This window comes from Verrucomicrobium sp. GAS474 (assembly GCF_900105685.1).
Classification (GTDB): domain Bacteria; phylum Verrucomicrobiota; class Verrucomicrobiia; order Methylacidiphilales; family GAS474; genus GAS474.
Window position 1 is genome coordinate 2,291,263 of sequence record NZ_LT629781.1, and the last position, 16,123, is coordinate 2,307,385.

A 16,123-nucleotide genomic window follows, 5' to 3' on the forward strand; every position below is an offset into this window, starting at 1 on the left:
AGTGGGAGTTTGATACAAGTACGGGCTCTTTCTCAAACATACGATGCATCACTTCCACTACAAGGGTGGCAAGCTCTACGCCGAGGGGGTTTCCCTCGACGCGCTCGCCGAAGAATACGGAACTCCGCTCTACGTCTATTCCGGGCACACCGTCGTGGAACATTACAAGGCCCTCGACCACGCCCTGAAGCCCCTCGACCACCTCATCTGCTACGCGATGAAGGCCAACTCGACCCTCGCCCTCCTCCGCCTCCTCGCGCGGCAGGGCTCCGGCTTCGACCTCGTCAGCGGCGGGGAACTCTTCCGCGTCCAGCAGGCCGGGGGCGATCCCGGGAAGTGCACCTTCGCCGGGGTCGGCAAGACCCGGGCCGAGATCGAGCAGGCGCTCCGCGCCGGGATCTACTGCTTCATGGTCGAGAGCGAGGCCGAGCTGACCTTCATCAACGAGGTCGCCACCCGCCTCCGGAAGATCGCCCCCGTCGCCCTCCGGGTGAACCCGAACGTCGACGCGAAGACCCACTCGAAGATCACCACCGGGACCTACGAGAACAAGTTCGGCATCGCCTTCGAGGAGATCCCCGCCCTCTATCAGCGCGCCACGGCGCTGAAGCACGTCACCCTGCGCGGCGTCCAGATGCACATCGGTTCCCAGATCACCACGGCGGCCCCCTTCGCCGCCGCGGTGAAGAAGATGATCCCCCTCGTCCGCGAGCTCCATCGCCGCCATCGGCTCGAGTTCTTCGACATCGGCGGCGGCATCGGCATCGTCTACGAGGACGCCCTCGCCAGCGGCCAGCCCGATTGGTGGAAGAAGAAGGGCGCCCCCCTCACGCCCGCCGCCTACGCGGAATCGGTCGTGCCGCAGCTCCGCACCCTCGGGCTGAAGGTCCTCGTCGAGCCGGGCCGCTTCATGGTCGGCAACGCCGGGGTCCTCCTCAGCGAGGTCCTCTACGTGAAGAAGACCGGGAAGAAGAACTTCGTCATCATCGACGCCGCGATGAACGACCTCATCCGCCCCGCCTTCTACGACTCCTACCACGAGATCGTCCCCCTCCGCGCCAAGACCGGCAAGACCATCCCCTCCGACGTCGTCGGGCCGATCTGCGAGTCGGGCGACACCTTCGCGAAGGACCGCCCCCTCCAGCCCCTGAAGACGGGCGACCGCATCGCCTTCCTCAGCGCCGGGGCGTACGGCTTCACGATGGCCTCGAACTACAACACCCGCCCCCGCGCCGCCGAGATCCTCGTCGAGGGGACGAAGGTGAAGCTCGCCCGGAAGCGGGAAGCCCTCGTCGACCTCATCCGCGGGGAGACGGCCTAGGCCCTTCCCCGGCGGACTTCCCTCCACTCGAGACCCATGCCCATGAAGCTTTCCTTCACGAAGATGACCGGAGCCGGAAACGACTTCGTCATGCTCGACAACCGCGCCTGCACCACGTTCCTTTCGGCCTCGCAGATCGCCTTCCTCTGCGACCGCCACTTCGGCGTCGGCGGGGACGGCCTCCTGCTGCTGGAGCCCCCCGCCAACCCCGAGGCCGCCGACTTCCGCATGCGTTACTACAACGCCGACGGGAGCGAGGCCGACATGTGCGGCAACGGCGCGCGCTGCTTCGCCCAGTTCGCCCGCCACCTCGGCGCGACGAAGTCCCTCGGCGATTCGATCAAGTTCGAGACCCTCGCCGGGATCATCTCGGCCACCTACGTCGGGAACGAGGTCGCCATCGTCCTCACCGCGCCCCACAGCCTGGAACGGGCCAAGGCCGTCCCCACCCGGAGCGCCGGGGAGATCACCGTCGGCTTCATCAACACTGGCGTTCCCCACGCCGTTCAGTTCGTCGCCGATGTCGAGAAGATCGACATCCGCACCCTCGGCGCCGAGGTCCGCTACAACGAGGTCTTCAAGCCGAAGGGGACCAACGCCAACTTCGCCCAGATCACCGGCCCCGACTCGATCCGCGTCCGCACCTACGAGCGCGGCGTCGAGGACGAGACCCTCGCCTGCGGCACCGGCGTCTCGGCCGCCGCCGTTCTCGCCCACCTCGTCCACGGTGTGGCGAAGCCCGTCCGCGTCCTCGTCCAGGGGAAGTCGATCCTCACGGTCGACTTCAGGGAAGAGGGTTCCGAGATCTCGAACATCGTCCTTCAAGGCCCCGCCCTCGTCGTCTTCACCGGAGAAATCGAATGTCCCTAAGCCCTGCCGCCAGTGTCATCCAGGGGGCCTACACCGCCCTCGTCACCCCCTTCCAAACGGGCGGCGACAAGGTCGATGAAGTGGCGCTGACCGCCCTCATCGAGGCCCAGATCGCCGGGGGGATCACCGGGATCGTCCCCGTCGGCACCACCGGGGAATCGCCGACCCTCGATTACGACGAGCACCTCCGCGTCATCGAACTGAGCGTCCAGGTGGCCAAGGGCCGCTGCCAGGTCGTCGCCGGGACCGGCTCGAACAGCACGAAGGAAGCCGTCTACCTCTCCCGGGAGGCCGAGCGCCTCGGGGCCGATTCCCTCCTCCTCGTCGCCCCCTATTACAACAAGCCGACCCAGGAAGGGCTCTACCAGCACTTCCTGAAGATCGCCGGGGCCGTGTCGATCCCCATTATCTTGTACAGCATCCCGGGCCGCTGCGGCATCGAGATCGCCGTCGAGACCGTCGCCCGCCTCGCCGCCGCCGCGCCGAACATCGTCGCGATCAAGGAAGCGGGCGGCTCCGTCGACCGCGTCACCCAGCTCCGGCAGGCCCTCCCCGCCTCCTTCGCCATCCTCTCCGGCGACGACGGCCTCACCCTGCCCTTCCTCAGCGTCGGGGCGGTCGGCGTCATCAGCGTCGCCTCGAACGTCGTCCCGAAGGAAGTGGCCGACCTTGTCTCCCTCTTCGCCTCCGGGAAGACCGCCGAGGCCGAGGCCCTCCACCGCCGCCTCACCCCGCTCTTCCGCGACCTCTTCGTCGAGACCAATCCGGTGCCGACGAAGTTCGCCCTCGCCCGGCGCGGGGCGATGACCGAGGAAGTCCGCCTGCCCCTCGTCCCGCTCAGCGCGGCGGGCCGGGAGAAGGTCGGCAAGACCCTCGACGCCTTGGGTCTCTAGCTCTCTCCCCAGCTTCACACAGGAAATCGCATGTCCCTCCTCTCCCTCGCCGTCATCGGCGGCCGCGGCCGCCTCGGAAGCGCCATCGTCCGCCTGGCCGAGGCCGACCACGCCTTCGATGACGCCACCGTCCCGGCGGGCCGGGTCATCCCGCTCCTGAACGCCTTCGACGTCGTCGTCGACGTCAGCCACCATAGCGCCACCGACGACCTCCTCGCCCAGGCCGTGCTGGAGAAAGTCCCCCTCGTCATCGGGACCACCGGCCACACGCCCGAGGAGCGGGAACGGATCGCGCAGGCCTCCGGGAAGATCGCCATCGTCCTCGCCTCGAATTTCTCCGTCGGCGTCAACGTCCTCTTCCACCTCACGCGGAAGGCCGCCGAGATCCTCGGGGCCGAATACGACCAGGAAATCGTCGAGATGCACCACCGGAACAAGCTCGACGCCCCGAGCGGGACCGCCCGCTCCCTCGCCGAGATCCTCTGCGAGGTGAAGGGGAAATCCTACGACGAGCTCGTCCAGGACGGCCGCTCCGGCGAGCCCGGCAAGCGGACCCGGGACGAGATCGGCATGCACGCCCTGCGCGGCGGTGACGTGATCGGCGACCACACCGTCACCTTCGCCGGAATCGGCGAGCGGATCGAGCTGACCCACAAGGCCTCGAACCGCGACGTCTTCGCGATGGGGGCGCTCCGGGCCGCGAAGTGGGTCCAGACCGCCCAGCCCGGCCTCTATTCGATGCAGGACGTGCTGGGATTGAAGTAGAGCGACCTCGCTTCGCTCTTTTGCGCTCCCTCTTTCGAGGGAGTGAAAAGAGAAGGTTGACTTATTACGGTTAAAAGCGTAATAAGTCGCCTCGTAGTATGTCTCCTACGGTTAAAACAGCACAAATGGGTGAGCCGCCCCTGTCCCGGAACGTCTTTCCAGCGATTCTCCGGGCGGTGTTCGGCGTGGCGGTGCTTTGGACGGCGATGCATTTCTTCTTCGCATGGCAGGATGGCCGCCTCTCGGTCGTGATGGCGAAGATCATGCCCGCCGTGACGACGACTTCCCGTTAGGCCCCGCCCGGCTCCTGCCTTCCGCTTCTCCTGTTTCAGGAGGCGACGAGGGACGCTACCTCTTCCTCATCTTCTCGAGGAGACGCTCCGTCTCCTCCTTTTTCATCAATGCCGCCGAGATCGCCTCGGCCACGGCCGGGGCATGCCCCATGACGGTGAGGACCGACGGGGCCTTCGGGCCGACGACTTCCCCGACGGCCCAGACATCGGGGGCCGAGGTGCGGTGGGAGGAATCGACCTCGATATACCCTTCCCCGGTGCGGTGGACCTGCCCGGCGGCGAAGGCGCTCCGGGGGACGTAGCCGAGATTGGCATAGGCGAGGTTGCACCGCTCGATCCGTTCCCCGTCGGGCGTGTTGAAGCGGATCGCATGGTCGGGAAGGAACTCCGCGACCTCCCAGCCGGTGCGGAGGACGATGTTCGGCTGCGCGGCGGCCTCCTCCAGGATCTGGGCGCGGACCTTCGGGTGGGTTCCCCGGACGGCGATGATTACCCGGCCCGCGTGGCCCTCCTTCGCCTCGGTCACGGCGGTCGAGAAGGCGTTGTTCCCGCCGCCGACGATGAGGACGGTCCCGCCGGGAGGGGAGGCGGGCTCCGGAAGCAGCGGGGGCCGTTGCAGCAGCCAGCCGGCGGCCTCGGCCTCGGAGGCTCCGGGCGCGTCGCTCCGGCGGAAGGCGGCCCCGGTCGCGATGACGAGGGCCTCGTACGGGGTTTCGCCGCCGTGCCGGAGGGCGACGCGATGGCGGGCGTAGTCGAGGGAAAGGGCCTCGTCGACCCGGTGAGGAATGCCCGAGCGCCGGAAGCGGTCGGCGAGGCCTCGTCCGATCTCTTCCCCGCTTTGGTCATCGGCCCAGGGGGTCCAGATGGCGGGCCAGCGGGAGCGGACGATCATCCCGCCGAGGGCCTGGCCGTGCCCGTCGGCCGCCGAGTCGACGACGAGGGGGGAAAGGCCGATCTCCCGGCAGCACAGTGCGACGGCGATCCCCGCCGGGCCGGAACCGAGGATCAGGGGAGCGTTCATGGCGTCGAAGAAGAGCCGAAGGGAGAAGCCAAGAAAAAGTGGGGCGACCAACGGGACTCGAACCCGCAACGTCCAGAATCACAATCTGGTGCTCTACCATTGAGCTATGGCCGCCATAGTTCCCGAGGCCTTGTCCGGGCTCGGGGGAAGTGTCACTAAAGCAAAAAGGTTCCGGGTACGCACGCGGTTTTTTGCGGGAAATAGAGGGGAAACCCGCCCGGAACGGGGGAAATGGCCGTTCGTCCCAACTTCGCCGCAACGTCCCCTTGTATTTGGATGGCGGAGTCCCTTTAATGCCCGCTCATGAAAACCGCAGTTGTGACCGGCGCCGCCGGGTTCCTTGGCAGCCATTTGACCGACCGTCTTCTTTCCGAGGGGTATCGCGTCATCGGTCTCGATAACTTCATCACCGGCAATCCGGCGAACCTCGACCACCTGAAGGGCGACAGCCGCTTTTCCTTCATCCAGAAGGATGTGACCGAGCCCTTCGCCGACCTCATCGAGGGCGAGGTCGCCGTCGTCTTCCACTTCGCCTCCCCCGCGAGCCCGATCGATTACCTCGAACTCCCGTTCGAGACGCTGAAGGTCGGCTCCTACGCCACCCACAACGCCCTCGAGCTGGCCCGGATCAAGGGCTCCCGCTTCCTCGTCGCCTCGACTTCGGAATGCTACGGCGATCCCCACGTCCATCCCCAGACCGAGGAGTATTGGGGCAACGTGAACTCGATCGGGCCGCGCAGCGTCTACGACGAGGCGAAACGCTACGCCGAGGCCGTCACGATGGCCTACTTCCGCTACCACAAGGTCGACACGAAGATCGTCCGCATCTTCAACACCTACGGCCCCCGCATGCGGCTGCGCGACGGCCGCGTCGTCCCCGCCTTCGTCAGCCAGGCCCTCCAGGGGCAGGCGCTCACGATCTTCGGCGAGGGGACCCAGACGCGGAGCTTCTGCTACGTCTCCGACCTCATCGACGGCATCTACCGCCTCTCCCAGTCGGACTTCCACGAGCCGGTCAACATCGGCAACCCGCTCGAGCTGACGATCAAGGAATTCGCCGAGCGGATCATCCGCATCACCGGCTCAGCCAGCACGCTGGTGAACCAGCCGCTGCCGACCGACGACCCGAAGCAGCGCCGCCCCGACATCACCCGCGCCAAGGGCCTCCTCGGCTGGGAACCGAAGGTCGGCCTCGAAGAGGGCCTGAAGGAGACGATCGCCTACTTCAAGGGCCGTCTCCAGGCCGAGAACGCCCTCTAACCGGAACAGGAAAGAGAGCCGATGCCGCTCCGTCGCACACTGCTGGTCGCGCTGGGGACCGTGCTGGCGGGCGGCATCGGCCTGGCCCAGACCGGGGCCCCGGCTCCCGCCGCGCCGCAGGCGCCCCAGTCGGCCCAGCCCGCCGCACCTGTTTCCCCGCCCGCCCCCGCTCCGGCGACGGCGGTGGTCGACGACGGCAGCGGGGCGACGCCGAGCGACGAGGCCTATCAGGCGACGCTCCTCTTCACGAAGGTCATCAAGCTGATCGGCGAGGACTACGTCAACGAGGCGAAGACCGGCTACAAGGACCTGGTCTTCGCCGCGCTGAAGGGGATGCTCTCCTCCCTCGATCCCCACAGCCAATTCCTCGACGAGGACGCCTTCGCCGAGATGCAGAAGGACACGAAGGGGGAGTTCGCCGGTCTCGGCCTCTCCCTCTCGCCCCGGGCGAACACGAACGAGCTGGTCGTCGTCTCCAGCTACGAGGACACGCCCAGCTTCCGCGCCGGAATCATGCCGGGCGACCGCATCCTGAAGATCAACGACCTCTCGACCGAGCGGATGCCCTACGCCGCCGCCCTCAAGGCCCTGAAGGGAAAGCGGGGGGAAAAGGTCCGCCTGACCCTCTATCGCCCCTCGACGAAGGACGGAGAGAAGGCCGATACCAAGATTGATTCCAAGACCGATGCAAAGGCCGATCAAAAAGCGGATCAAAAAGCCGATCCCAAGGCCGACTCCAATCCGAACATCTACGAGGTCGAGCTGACCCGGGAGATCATCCGCATCAGCAGCGTCCGCGCGGCGAAGCTCCTCCCGCCCGAGATCGCGGGGGAGGAGAAGATCGGCTACCTCCGCATCGAGCAGTTCGGGGAGAACACCGCCTCGGAGTTCGACAAAGCCGTCGCCACGCTGAAGAAGGGCGGGATGCGGGCCCTCGTCGTCGACCTGAGGAACAATCCGGGCGGCCTGATCGACTCGGCGGTCGAGATCGCCGGGGCCTTCGTCCCCCCGGGGCAGGTCATCGTCTCGACGCAGGGGCGGCGGGCCGATTCGAAGCGGGAATACCGGAGCCACCGGACCCAGCAGAGCGTCACCGTTCCCGTCGCCCTCCTCATCAACGGCTACAGCGCCAGCGGCTCGGAGATCGTCGCCGGGGCGCTCCAGGACTATCACGCCGCCGTCCTCGTCGGGGAGCGGACCTTCGGGAAGGGCTCCGTGCAGAGCGTCATCAACCTCGGCAACGGCGTCGGCGTCCGGCTGACGACGGCGAAGTATTACACGCCGAACCTCCGCGTCATTCACGAGAAGGGTGTCGACCCCGACATCCCGGCCCCCGTCACCGCCGCCGAGGAGCGGAACCTCATCCGTTTCCGCACCCCGGTCCTCCTCACCCCCGAGGAAAAGATGGCCTTCAAGGATTTCCACGACACCCAGCTGGAGCGTTCCGTCGACGTCCTCCGCGCCCGCCTCCTCCGGGACGACCGGCAGAAGGGCGACAAGGCCGCGCCGCCTGTCGCCGCTCCGGGCCAGGCAACGCCGCCCGTCGCGACCTCCGTCCCGACTCCCACTCCCTGACCCGCATGCGCTGGCTCGGAATCGAAACGTCGTGCGACGAGAGCGCCGTCGCCGTGGTCGAGGTGGGCGGGGCCGGCGGCAAGGGCCTCCGCCTCCTCTCCTCGGTCGTCGGCTCCCAGATCGCCCGGCACCGGCCCTTCGGCGGCGTCGTCCCCGAGGTCGCCGTCCGGGAGCACCTGCGCAACCTCCCCCGCCTCGCCGAGGCCGCCCTGGCCGAGGCCCGGCTGGGGACGGGGGACCTCGACGGCATCGCCGTGACCCAGGGGCCGGGCCTCGCCACCTCCCTCCTCATCGGCCACGCCTATGCGCGGGGCCTCGGCCTCGCCACCGGCCTCCCCGTGCGGGGCGTCAACCACCTGGAAGGCCATCTCCTCTCCCCCTTCCTGACGGCGGAGGGGACTGTTCCTTTTCCCTTCCTCGGCCTGATCGTCAGCGGTGGCCACACCCTCCTCATCGAGGCGCGGGGCTGGAACGACTATCGCCGTCTCGGCGGCACCGTCGACGATGCGGCGGGGGAGGTCTTCGACAAGGTCGCCCGGATGCTCTCCCTCGGCTATCCCGGCGGCCCCGAGATCGAGAAGGCCGCCGCGCAGGGCGATGCCGCCGCCCACGATTTCCCCCGGGCCTTCCCGGAGCGGGCCGATTTCCGCTTCAGCTTCAGCGGGCTGAAGACTTCGGTCCGTTACTTCCTGGAGAAGACCCCGGAGAAGCTCGCCGACCCCCGCTTCGTGGCCGACGTCGCCGCCTCGTTCCAGAAGGCGGTCGTCGATGTCCTGGTGCGGAAGGCCTCCGACGCGGCCCGGACGCGGAACCTGCGGACGGTCATCGCGGCGGGCGGCGTCGCCTGCAACGGGGCGCTGAGGGCCGCGCTGGAGCGGGAGAGCGGGCGGGCGGGCTATCGGCTTCTCCTTGCGCCTCCGGTCCTCTGCACCGATAACGCGGCGATGATCGCGGGAGTCGCCGCCTTGAAGGAAGAGGCCGGAGCGGCGCTGCCGCTCCCCGACGACATCGATCCGAATCTGCCGTTGGCGTCGGTGTAAAACCTACCCGCCGAAGAGCCACGCCGCCTCGGGCAGCTCCCCGCCTTCCTTCAGCTCGACGATCGGCAGGCCGGTCCACTCCTCCAGGGCCTCCCGGTTCGTCGCCGCCGCCCGATCCCCCGGCGCGAGGCCGTGCCGGTTCAGGACGATCCCGAGAAGCGGCAGCCCCTCCCGGCGGATCGCCTCGATGGTGAGGAGGGTGTGATTCAGCGTCCCGAGCCCCGCCGAGGCGACGACGAGGACGGGAAGGCCGAGTTCCCGCGCCCAATCTCCGACGGTCTTTCCCGCCGCCAGCGGCACCCGCCAGCCGCCGACCCCTTCGACGGCCACATGGGAGAACCGGGCGCGGGCGGCGGCGACGGCCCCGTTCACCGCGGCGAAGTCGATCGTCCGCCCCTCCTGCCGCGCGGCGACCTGGGGCGCGAGCGGCGCGGCGAGGTGGCAGGGATTGATTTCGTCGAGGGAAAGGAGGTTGCCTCCCGCTTCGCGGAGTAACAGGGCGTCGTCGCGATCTCCCGCCGCGATCGGCTTCAGGCCGACGGCCTCCGCGCCCCGCCGCCGTTGCGTCCTCACCCAGAGCGCGGTGACGCGGGTCTTTCCCACGCCCGTGCCGGTCCCGGTGACGAAGAGGTGCATCGGGGGCTGGAAGGTCTAGGGCTTGGGCCGGGTTTCGAGCTTCGGCTCGCTCTTCTCTTCCTCCCGGGGAACGCGCGGCAGGGCATCGACGTAGAACGAGACCAGGAGGAGGCCGTAAAGGGGGAGCGTCAACGAGGCGACGACGAGGGGGAGGACGATGTCGGCGGCGATCGTCATTTTCGCCGAGAGATGGAGGTGGGGGATGAGGGCCGAGACGACGAGGGCGAGGAAGATCTGGAGCGCGACCGCGGGGAGGACCATGAGGAAGAGCCGGAAATCGCCCTGGGAGATGAGGCCGCTGCCGTGGTTGAAGCGGACGAGGTCGTTCGAGCGGCTCAGGGCGGCGAGCCCTTTTTTTCTCTCGAGGAGGGTGATGACCGTCGAGGGCAGGTAGCGGAGGGCGAGGACCATCATCGGGAGCCCGGCGAGGGCTGCGAGGAAGTGGAGCGGCAGCTGGAGGAGGGGCGAGGGCGGGACCGAGCGGGCCGAGGCGATGCAGAAGAGGAAGAGGATGAAGAGGGAGGTGAGGAGCGCCAGCCGGAGGGTCAGGGTCCAGAGGATCGCCTTGGCCCGCCGGCCCAGGAGGCGGCCCCGTTCCGGGACGGTCAGGGGAGGCAACCCGGGACGAAGGGTCAGCGCCATGAAGCCGAGCCCGAACTCGAAGGCGATGAAGATGATCAGGATCATCCCCATGAGGAAGAGGCCGAACTTGCCCGACATCGCGCCGGTGTCGGGATCGACGTGGCCGGGAAGGGCGAGGGAAAGGAGGATGGCCGGGAGCTGGATCAGGGCGGCGACCCAGGCGAGTTGCCGCACCGCCTCGCCGTAGCGGGGCAGGGTCTCCATGATCAGCCGGGAGACGGGAATCGGAGCCTCGGCGGAGGGAGTCCGGAAGAGGGGCGGGACGGGAACGTCGGCCGCCGCGTCGGCTTCGGCCCTGATCTCCGGTTCACCCTGGGGAGCCGAGGCCGGGGCGGCGGCGAGGACCTCCTTCGCCGTGGTATAAACGCGCTCTCCTTCGGGGCAAAGCTTGGAATCGTCGCGGAGACGGCCCTCGGTGCGCCAGCGCCGGATCGTTTCGATCGGAACGGGGCCGTAGATGGCGGTCTCGGAGGCGTGGAAAAAATAACGGGCGGACATGGGAAAACGGGGGTAAATTCTATTTGGAATCGACGCGGCGCAGAAAAACATTGCGCCGGGGGGTTTGAATTAATAAAACGAGAATCAACCAACGACAACCAAAGAATTTCTATGGCCTCCATTGCAGACCGCTACAGCGAAAACGTCACCGGCAAGTATTATGTCGATAGCCAGTGCATCGACTGCGATCTTTGCCGCGAAACGGCTCCGGCCAACTTCACCCGCCAGGACGACGGCGGCTACTCCTACGTCTACAAGCAGCCCGAGACGCCCGAGGAAGAAGCCCAGAGCAAGGAAGCGATGGAAGGCTGCCCCGTCGAGGCCATCGGCAACGACGCCGCCTAAGTCTTTTTCCCCCGTCCGGGCCCGATTCGTCGGCCCGTTCCCAGGAAAAACCCTCCCGCGCCTGCGTGCCGGAGGGTTTTTTTGCGCCTGTTTCCCGGGCTTTCCTAGCTTTGAGCCGGAACGGGAGCCTCGTCGAGGTGGCGCTTCGTCCAGGAGAAGGCGTGCATCAGCTCCTCGTAGGAGGGGAAGCGGTCGGCCGGATCGAGGGCGATGGCCCGGTGGATGAGGGCGGCGACGGAGGGATGGAGGTGGGGGGCGACCTCTTCGATCGGCGGCGGCGGCCCGGCCTCGTGGCAGGCGACGATCTTGCTCGGATCGCCCTCGGTGTAGGGCGGGCGTCCGGCGAGGGCGTGGTAGAGGGTGGCGCCGAGGCTGTAGATGTCGCTCCGGAAATCCTCCGTCTCCCGTTTCAGCCGTTCCGGCGGAATATAGTAGGGGGTCCCCCAGACGACGTCGTTCGCCGCGTCCTGCTCCCCGATGCCGATGCAGAGGCCGAAGTCGGTGATCTTGATCTGCCCGGCGGCCCCGATGAGGATGTGCTCCGGCTTCATGTCCCGGTGGAGGAGGCCGTGGCGGGCCAGCTGCCGCAGCGCCGAGGCGGCCTCGATGCCGATGTGGAGGGCCTCCTTCTCGTCGGGCCGGTTCCCGCTCCGGATCCGTTCCTCCAGCGTCCCGCCCGGGACATATTCGATGGCGAGGAAGCGGATTCCCTCGATCTCGCCGAATTCGACGAAGCCGACGATGTTCGGGTGGTGGAAGGAGGTCAGCACCTCGCTTTCCCGCAGGAGGGCCCAGAGGGCGAGGGCGTCGCGGGCCTTGTCGGGGTTCAGGAGCTTGATCGAGACCGGCGCGCCGCCGTTGGCCGAGTCATGGGCCAGGTAGACCCGCCCCGTCGCCCCTTCGCCGATCCGTTTCTCGATCTGGTAGCGGCCGACCCACGGATGGTAGGCGAAGGACTGGCCGCAGGAGGCGCAGGCGAGGTCGCTTCCGATCCGCACATCGCCGACCGACATGGGATGATTGCAGTGGGGGCAATAGACGGGCCACGGGAGCTGCACGAACCCTTTCTTACGAATCTCTTTCAAAAAAGGCAAATGTATCTGTAAAACAGAGGGCCCCTCTTTTACATGCACTTTTCCACCGACCATCTCCGCCCCCATCGCGACTCCCGCGTCGATCTCTTCCTCGCGGCGGAGCTGGGCCGTTCCCGCTCCTTCGTCCAGGAGCTGATCGAGGCGGGCCGGGTCGTCCTCGCGCCGAACCCGGAGCGGTTGAAGGCGAGCTACAAGATCCGGGCCGGGGACGAGCTCTCCGTCGTCGACGAGGCCCTCGTCGCCAAGGAGCCGCCCGTCGTCCCCGAGGGTCAGGACATCCCCCTCTCGATCCTCTTCGAGGACGAGGCCGTGCTGGTCCTCGACAAGGCCCCCGGCCTCGTCGTCCACCCGGCGGCGGGCCATGCCGACGGGACCCTCGTCAACGCCCTCGTCCACCACTGCGGCGGGAGCCTGGCCGGACGGGGAGGGGACGCCCGCCTCGGCATCGTCCACCGCCTCGACAAGGACACCAGCGGCCTCATGGTCGTCGCCAAGACCGACCTCGCCCACGAGCGCCTCGCCGCCCAGTTCGCCGACCGGGACGTCCACAAGACCTACCAGGCCCTCTGCTGGGGCCAGTTCCGCCGCCCCGTCGGGACCTGCCTCAACAAGATGGCCCGCCACCGCATCCACCGGCAGAAGATGGCCGTCGTCTCCCCGAACAGCACGGCGGGGAAGGAAGCCCACACCGATTACCGCGTCCTCCTCCAGGGGAAGCCCGGCGCGTGGGTCGAGTGCCTCCTCCACACCGGGCGGACCCACCAGATCCGCGTCCACATGACCCACCTCGGCTACCCCATCGCGGGCGACCAGCTCTACGGCCGGGGCGGCCCGAAGCGGCTCTGGGACGGCGAGGAGGTCCCGCGCCAGATGCTCCATGCGGCGAAGCTCGCCTTCACCCATCCGATGACCGGGAAAGAAATTGAATTCGAGGCTCCCCTCCCGGAGGATTTCAAGCGGCTCCTCGCCCGCATCGGCGGGTGACCCTCCCTCGCGACATGACCACGCCCGCCCTCGACCCCCACCTCCAGAGCGAACTGAAGAAGGCCCTCGGCAGCTATGCCCGCCTCCTGAAGGCCCAGGGCCTCACCCACGTCCCCCTCGACCGCCGCGCCCGGGAGATCCTCCGGCACATGGAAGCCCCGGGGAAGGCGACGGCCCAGGCCCCGTCCACTCCCGCCTCCGCCCCCGTCCACCTCAAGGCAGAGCATGCCCCCGCTCCTGCGCCGGCTTCCGCTCCCGCCCCCCGTCCTGCCGGCTCGACTTCGGCTCCCGTTTCCGCTTCAGTTCCCGATCCCATGCCGCGTCGTCCCGCTCCTCCCGCCCCTGCCTCCACCTCCCTTTCCAGCGCCCAGACGGTGAAGGGGGAGGCCGTTTCCGCCGACGGCACGAAGGCCGAGCGCCTCGCCCGCCTCCAGGCGAAGGCCTCCGTCTGCCGGAAGTGCGAGCACCTCGCCGCCTTCCGCCAGAACGTCGTCTTCGGCGAGGGGAATCCCGAGGCCGCCCTCATGTTCGTCGGGGAAGCCCCCGGCGCCGACGAGGACGAGCAGGCCCGCCCCTTCATCGGCCGCGCCGGGCAGATGCTCACGAAGATGATCCAGGCCATGGGCCTGACCCGGGAAGAGATCTACATCGGGAACATCCTGAAGTGCCGTCCCGACATGCCGAAGGGCGCCCCCGGCAACCGGAAGCCGACCCCCGAGGAAATGCAGACCTGCATGCCCTACATCGTCTCCCAGATCGAGATCATCCAGCCGAAGGCGATCGTCGCCCTCGGCTCGACCTCGGTCGAGGCCCTCCTCGACGCGAAGATGCCGATCAGCCGCCTGCGCGGGAAATTCGTCGATTTCCGGGGCATCCCCCTGATGCCGACCTTCCACCCCTCCTACCTCCTCCACAACCCGACGAACGAGACCAAGCGCAAGGTCTGGGAAGACCTTCTCCTCGTCATGGAAAAGCTCAACCTCCCGATCAGCGAGAAGCAGCGGGGGTTCTTCCTATGAGTGAGACTAACACTCCCGCGAGCAAGGGCCGCGTCCTCCTCGGCATGAGCGGCGGCGTCGACTCGAGCGTCGCCGCCTACCTCCTGAAGGAGGAGGGCTGGGAAGTCATCGGCGTCACGATGAAGGTCTGGCCGCAGGATTGCATGTCCCGCGCCGAGGACAAGTGCTGCGGCCCCCAGGCCGTCGCCGACGCCCGCTCCGTCGCCCACGCCCTCGGCATCCCCCATTACGTCGTCGACGAGGCCGATGAGTTCGAGAAGGTCGTCATCGACTACTTCGGCAGCGAGTACCGCCAGGGCCGGACGCCGAACCCGTGCGTCATGTGCAACGAGAAGCTCAAGTTCGGCCGCCTCCAGGACAAGGCCCTCGGCCTCGGCGCCACCCACGTCGCCACCGGCCATTACGCCCAGATCGTTCACGAGAATGGCCGCTCCCGCCTTTTCCGCGCCAAGGACCGGAAGAAAGACCAATCGTACTTCCTCTTCAGCCTCCGCGACGGCCAGCTGGGCCGCTCCGTCTCCCCCCTCGGCCACCTGGAAAAGCCCGAGGTCCGCGCCATCGCGAAGAAACTCGGCCTGAAGACCTACGACAAGGAAGAGAGCCAGGAAATCTGCTTCGTCCCCGGCAACGACTACGCCGCCTTCCTCAAGGGCCACTTCGGCGAGGAGACCTTCCACCCCGGCGGCATCTACCTCCGCGACGGCACCCGCATCGGCGAGCACGAGGGGATCGAACTCTACACCGTCGGCCAGCGGAAGGGGCTCCCCGGCGGCCAGGGGAAACCCCTCTACGTCCTCGACATCGATCCGAAGGGCCAGCGCGTCATCGTCGGCGGCTACGAGGAACTGGAGCGCCCCGAGTGCTTCATCGACAACACCAATTGGCTGACCGCCGACGGCAAGCTCACGGTTCCGACCGAGATCGAGGTGAAGATCCGTTACAACTGGCCCGCCGTCCGCGCGAGGGTCGAGCCCATCGAAGGGCATCCCCACCGCGCCCGCATCGTTTTCGCCGAACCCCAGCGGGCCGTCTCGCCGGGGCAGGCCGCCGTCTGCTACATCCGCAGCCGGGAGGGTTCGGACGACTTCGACGAAGTTCTCGGGGGCGGCTGGATCGAGCGGAGCGAGATCGTCGTCGAGGAAAAGACCGTTGCCGCTGCGGAGCGATAAACATTCAAGGGGAAGGTGAGGGGAGATGACGCCGATTCTGGTGATGGTGACGGTGCCGAGCGCCGCCGTGGGGAAGAAATTGGGAAAAAAGCTCGTGAAGGAGCGCCTCGCGGCCTGCGTCCAGGTCGTTCCCGGCCTCACCTCGATCTACCGCTGGGAGGGAAAGATCGAGACCTCCAAGGAACACCTCCTCCTCCTCAAAAGTGCCGACGAACTCTGGCCCTCCCTCCAGGCCGCCGTCCGGGAGAATCACCCCTACGACTGTCCGGAGATCGTCGCCGTCCCCCCGGGGCAGGTGTCGAAGAAATACGCCGCGTGGTGGCGCGAGGCGTTGGGGTATTGATCCGGTCAGCTCAGCCGCACCGAGCGGGCCACCGCGCCCGTCATGAACGTCAGGATGAATCCGACGAGGAAGAAAAAGAGCGGGATCAGCCATCCCGGCCCGACGCCGATGCCGAAGCGCAGCAGGTCGGCGACGGCCTCGGTCAAAAACCAGATCCCGAGCAGCTTGGCCCCGGCGACGAAAAGAGAACGTGCATCCATCCCCTACTCTACCCCGGAATAGGGCGGCGCACAAAAACCGGATGCAAATGAGGCCTAGAGCCTGTCATGCACTTTGGAAAGCCCGCGTTGCTCCTAAAACGGCCTCCATCAAGACGCGAGCGACGCTGCATGCCTGAATGGCACGCGAGGAGCGA

Annotated in this window: 18 protein-coding genes and 1 tRNA gene; 13 read left to right on the forward strand and 6 right to left on the reverse strand. The window is 67.6% G+C overall.

Annotated features, from left to right (window positions below):
* Positions 1–43: 43 nt before the first annotated feature.
* The 5 genes from lysA (at position 44) to BLU04_RS16455 (ending at position 4,142) form a co-directional block, all read left to right on the forward strand.
* Positions 44–1,321, forward strand: coding sequence for a diaminopimelate decarboxylase (gene lysA, locus BLU04_RS09485; RefSeq protein ID WP_093285123.1), 1,278 nt, complete (start codon positions 44–46; stop codon positions 1,319–1,321).
* Positions 1,322–1,363: 42 nt separating this feature from the next.
* Entirely contained in the window at positions 1,364–2,191 is an 828-nt protein-coding gene (dapF, locus tag BLU04_RS09490; RefSeq protein ID WP_093288578.1) for a diaminopimelate epimerase, read from the forward strand.
* Entirely contained in the window at positions 2,182–3,084 is a 903-nt protein-coding gene (gene dapA / locus BLU04_RS09495) for a 4-hydroxy-tetrahydrodipicolinate synthase (RefSeq protein ID WP_093285126.1), read from the forward strand. The genes dapF and dapA overlap by 10 nt, the downstream gene beginning before the upstream one ends.
* Positions 3,085–3,114: 30 nt before the next feature.
* Positions 3,115–3,849 (forward strand): 4-hydroxy-tetrahydrodipicolinate reductase, encoded by a 735-nt coding sequence (dapB, locus tag BLU04_RS09500; protein WP_093285128.1) that lies wholly within the window; start codon positions 3,115–3,117, stop codon positions 3,847–3,849.
* Positions 3,850–3,974: 125 nt separating this feature from the next.
* The gene (locus BLU04_RS16455; RefSeq protein WP_157895247.1) at positions 3,975–4,142 is read left to right on the forward strand and encodes a hypothetical protein; all 168 of its coding nucleotides are present in this window, start codon (positions 3,975–3,977) and stop codon (positions 4,140–4,142) included.
* 55 nt (positions 4,143–4,197) lie between these two features.
* On the opposite strand, the gene BLU04_RS09505 is transcribed toward BLU04_RS16455, so the two are convergent.
* Both BLU04_RS09505 and BLU04_RS09510 read right to left on the reverse strand, forming a co-directional pair.
* Positions 4,198–5,163 (reverse strand): NAD(P)/FAD-dependent oxidoreductase, encoded by a 966-nt coding sequence (locus BLU04_RS09505; RefSeq protein ID WP_157895248.1) that lies wholly within the window; start codon positions 5,161–5,163, stop codon positions 4,198–4,200.
* A 39-nt stretch (positions 5,164–5,202) separates the two neighbouring features.
* Positions 5,203–5,277 (reverse strand) — tRNA-His (locus BLU04_RS09510).
* 189 nt (positions 5,278–5,466) lie between these two features.
* Here BLU04_RS09510 and BLU04_RS09515 point away from each other — a divergent pair.
* From BLU04_RS09515 to tsaD, 3 genes are read left to right on the forward strand one after another with little or no spacing between them, the layout of a single operon-like run.
* Positions 5,467–6,423 carry a UDP-glucuronic acid decarboxylase family protein gene (locus BLU04_RS09515; RefSeq protein WP_093285134.1) on the forward strand — a complete coding sequence of 319 codons (957 nt, stop codon included), beginning with the start codon at positions 5,467–5,469 and terminating at the stop codon, positions 6,421–6,423.
* A 21-nt stretch (positions 6,424–6,444) separates the two neighbouring features.
* Positions 6,445–7,998 carry a S41 family peptidase gene (locus BLU04_RS09520; protein WP_093285136.1) on the forward strand — a complete coding sequence of 518 codons (1,554 nt, stop codon included), beginning with the start codon at positions 6,445–6,447 and terminating at the stop codon, positions 7,996–7,998.
* A 5-nt stretch (positions 7,999–8,003) separates the two neighbouring features.
* Complete coding sequence (gene tsaD, locus BLU04_RS09525; protein WP_093285139.1) at positions 8,004–9,038, forward strand: tRNA (adenosine(37)-N6)-threonylcarbamoyltransferase complex transferase subunit TsaD; 1,035 nt, start codon at positions 8,004–8,006, stop codon at positions 9,036–9,038.
* A gap of 3 nt (positions 9,039–9,041) precedes the next feature.
* On the opposite strand, the gene bioD is transcribed toward tsaD, so the two are convergent.
* Both bioD and BLU04_RS09535 read right to left on the reverse strand, forming a co-directional pair.
* Complete coding sequence (bioD, locus tag BLU04_RS09530; protein ID WP_093285141.1) at positions 9,042–9,674, reverse strand: dethiobiotin synthase; 633 nt, start codon at positions 9,672–9,674, stop codon at positions 9,042–9,044.
* Between the two features lie 15 nt (positions 9,675–9,689).
* Complete coding sequence (locus tag BLU04_RS09535; protein ID WP_093285144.1) at positions 9,690–10,814, reverse strand: hypothetical protein; 1,125 nt, start codon at positions 10,812–10,814, stop codon at positions 9,690–9,692.
* A 111-nt stretch (positions 10,815–10,925) separates the two neighbouring features.
* Here BLU04_RS09535 and BLU04_RS09540 point away from each other — a divergent pair, with 111 nt between their 5' ends.
* On the forward strand, positions 10,926–11,159 hold the full coding sequence (locus BLU04_RS09540; protein WP_093285146.1) for a ferredoxin: 234 nt from the start codon (positions 10,926–10,928) through the stop codon (positions 11,157–11,159).
* A gap of 104 nt (positions 11,160–11,263) precedes the next feature.
* On the opposite strand, the gene BLU04_RS09545 is transcribed toward BLU04_RS09540, so the two are convergent.
* Positions 11,264–12,172 carry a serine/threonine-protein kinase gene (locus BLU04_RS09545; RefSeq protein WP_157895249.1) on the reverse strand — a complete coding sequence of 303 codons (909 nt, stop codon included), beginning with the start codon at positions 12,170–12,172 and terminating at the stop codon, positions 11,264–11,266.
* Positions 12,173–12,286: 114 nt separating this feature from the next.
* Here BLU04_RS09545 and BLU04_RS09550 point away from each other — a divergent pair, with 114 nt between their 5' ends.
* Genes BLU04_RS09550 through cutA form a run of 4 tightly spaced genes read left to right on the forward strand, consistent with a single transcriptional unit; the run spans position 12,287 to position 15,768 of the window.
* Positions 12,287–13,237, forward strand: a complete 951-nt coding sequence (locus BLU04_RS09550) for an RluA family pseudouridine synthase (protein WP_093285150.1) — start codon at positions 12,287–12,289, stop codon at positions 13,235–13,237.
* A 14-nt stretch (positions 13,238–13,251) separates the two neighbouring features.
* Positions 13,252–14,256 (forward strand): uracil-DNA glycosylase, encoded by a 1,005-nt coding sequence (locus BLU04_RS09555; protein WP_231964851.1) that lies wholly within the window; start codon positions 13,252–13,254, stop codon positions 14,254–14,256.
* On the forward strand, positions 14,253–15,425 hold the full coding sequence (mnmA, locus tag BLU04_RS09560) for a tRNA 2-thiouridine(34) synthase MnmA (protein ID WP_231964852.1): 1,173 nt from the start codon (positions 14,253–14,255) through the stop codon (positions 15,423–15,425). The genes BLU04_RS09555 and mnmA overlap by 4 nt, the downstream gene beginning before the upstream one ends.
* Positions 15,426–15,450: 25 nt before the next feature.
* Entirely contained in the window at positions 15,451–15,768 is a 318-nt protein-coding gene (cutA, locus tag BLU04_RS09565) for a divalent-cation tolerance protein CutA (protein ID WP_093285153.1), read from the forward strand.
* Between the two features lie 5 nt (positions 15,769–15,773).
* On the opposite strand, the gene BLU04_RS09570 is transcribed toward cutA, so the two are convergent.
* Complete coding sequence (locus BLU04_RS09570; RefSeq protein WP_093285155.1) at positions 15,774–15,968, reverse strand: hypothetical protein; 195 nt, start codon at positions 15,966–15,968, stop codon at positions 15,774–15,776.
* Positions 15,969–16,123: the final 155 nt, after the last annotated feature.

Bases quoted from the DNA above. Each gene is read 5' to 3' on its own strand.
- tsaD (WP_093285139.1), top strand. From the start codon at position 8,004: ATGCGCTGGCTCGGAATCGAAACGTCGTGCGACGAGAGCGCCGTCGCC.
- dapB (WP_093285128.1), top strand. From the start codon at position 3,115: ATGTCCCTCCTCTCCCTCGCCGTCATCGGCGGCCGCGGCCGCCTCGGA.
- cutA (WP_093285153.1), top strand. From the start codon at position 15,451: ATGACGCCGATTCTGGTGATGGTGACGGTGCCGAGCGCCGCCGTGGGG.
- BLU04_RS09520 (WP_093285136.1), top strand. From the start codon at position 6,445: ATGCCGCTCCGTCGCACACTGCTGGTCGCGCTGGGGACCGTGCTGGCG.
- dapF (WP_093288578.1), top strand. From the start codon at position 1,364: ATGAAGCTTTCCTTCACGAAGATGACCGGAGCCGGAAACGACTTCGTC.
- mnmA (WP_231964852.1), top strand. From the start codon at position 14,253: ATGAGTGAGACTAACACTCCCGCGAGCAAGGGCCGCGTCCTCCTCGGC.
- lysA (WP_093285123.1), top strand. From the start codon at position 44: ATGCATCACTTCCACTACAAGGGTGGCAAGCTCTACGCCGAGGGGGTT.
- BLU04_RS09555 (WP_231964851.1), top strand. From the start codon at position 13,252: ATGACCACGCCCGCCCTCGACCCCCACCTCCAGAGCGAACTGAAGAAG.
- BLU04_RS16455 (WP_157895247.1), top strand. From the start codon at position 3,975: ATGGGTGAGCCGCCCCTGTCCCGGAACGTCTTTCCAGCGATTCTCCGG.
- BLU04_RS09540 (WP_093285146.1), top strand. From the start codon at position 10,926: ATGGCCTCCATTGCAGACCGCTACAGCGAAAACGTCACCGGCAAGTAT.
- BLU04_RS09550 (WP_093285150.1), top strand. From the start codon at position 12,287: ATGCACTTTTCCACCGACCATCTCCGCCCCCATCGCGACTCCCGCGTC.
- BLU04_RS09545 (WP_157895249.1), bottom strand. From the start codon at position 12,172: ATGTCGGTCGGCGATGTGCGGATCGGAAGCGACCTCGCCTGCGCCTCC.
- dapA (WP_093285126.1), top strand. From the start codon at position 2,182: ATGTCCCTAAGCCCTGCCGCCAGTGTCATCCAGGGGGCCTACACCGCC.
- BLU04_RS09515 (WP_093285134.1), top strand. From the start codon at position 5,467: ATGAAAACCGCAGTTGTGACCGGCGCCGCCGGGTTCCTTGGCAGCCAT.
- bioD (WP_093285141.1), bottom strand. From the start codon at position 9,674: ATGCACCTCTTCGTCACCGGGACCGGCACGGGCGTGGGAAAGACCCGC.
- BLU04_RS09570 (WP_093285155.1), bottom strand. From the start codon at position 15,968: ATGGATGCACGTTCTCTTTTCGTCGCCGGGGCCAAGCTGCTCGGGATC.
- BLU04_RS09505 (WP_157895248.1), bottom strand. From the start codon at position 5,163: ATGAACGCTCCCCTGATCCTCGGTTCCGGCCCGGCGGGGATCGCCGTC.
- BLU04_RS09535 (WP_093285144.1), bottom strand. From the start codon at position 10,814: ATGTCCGCCCGTTATTTTTTCCACGCCTCCGAGACCGCCATCTACGGC.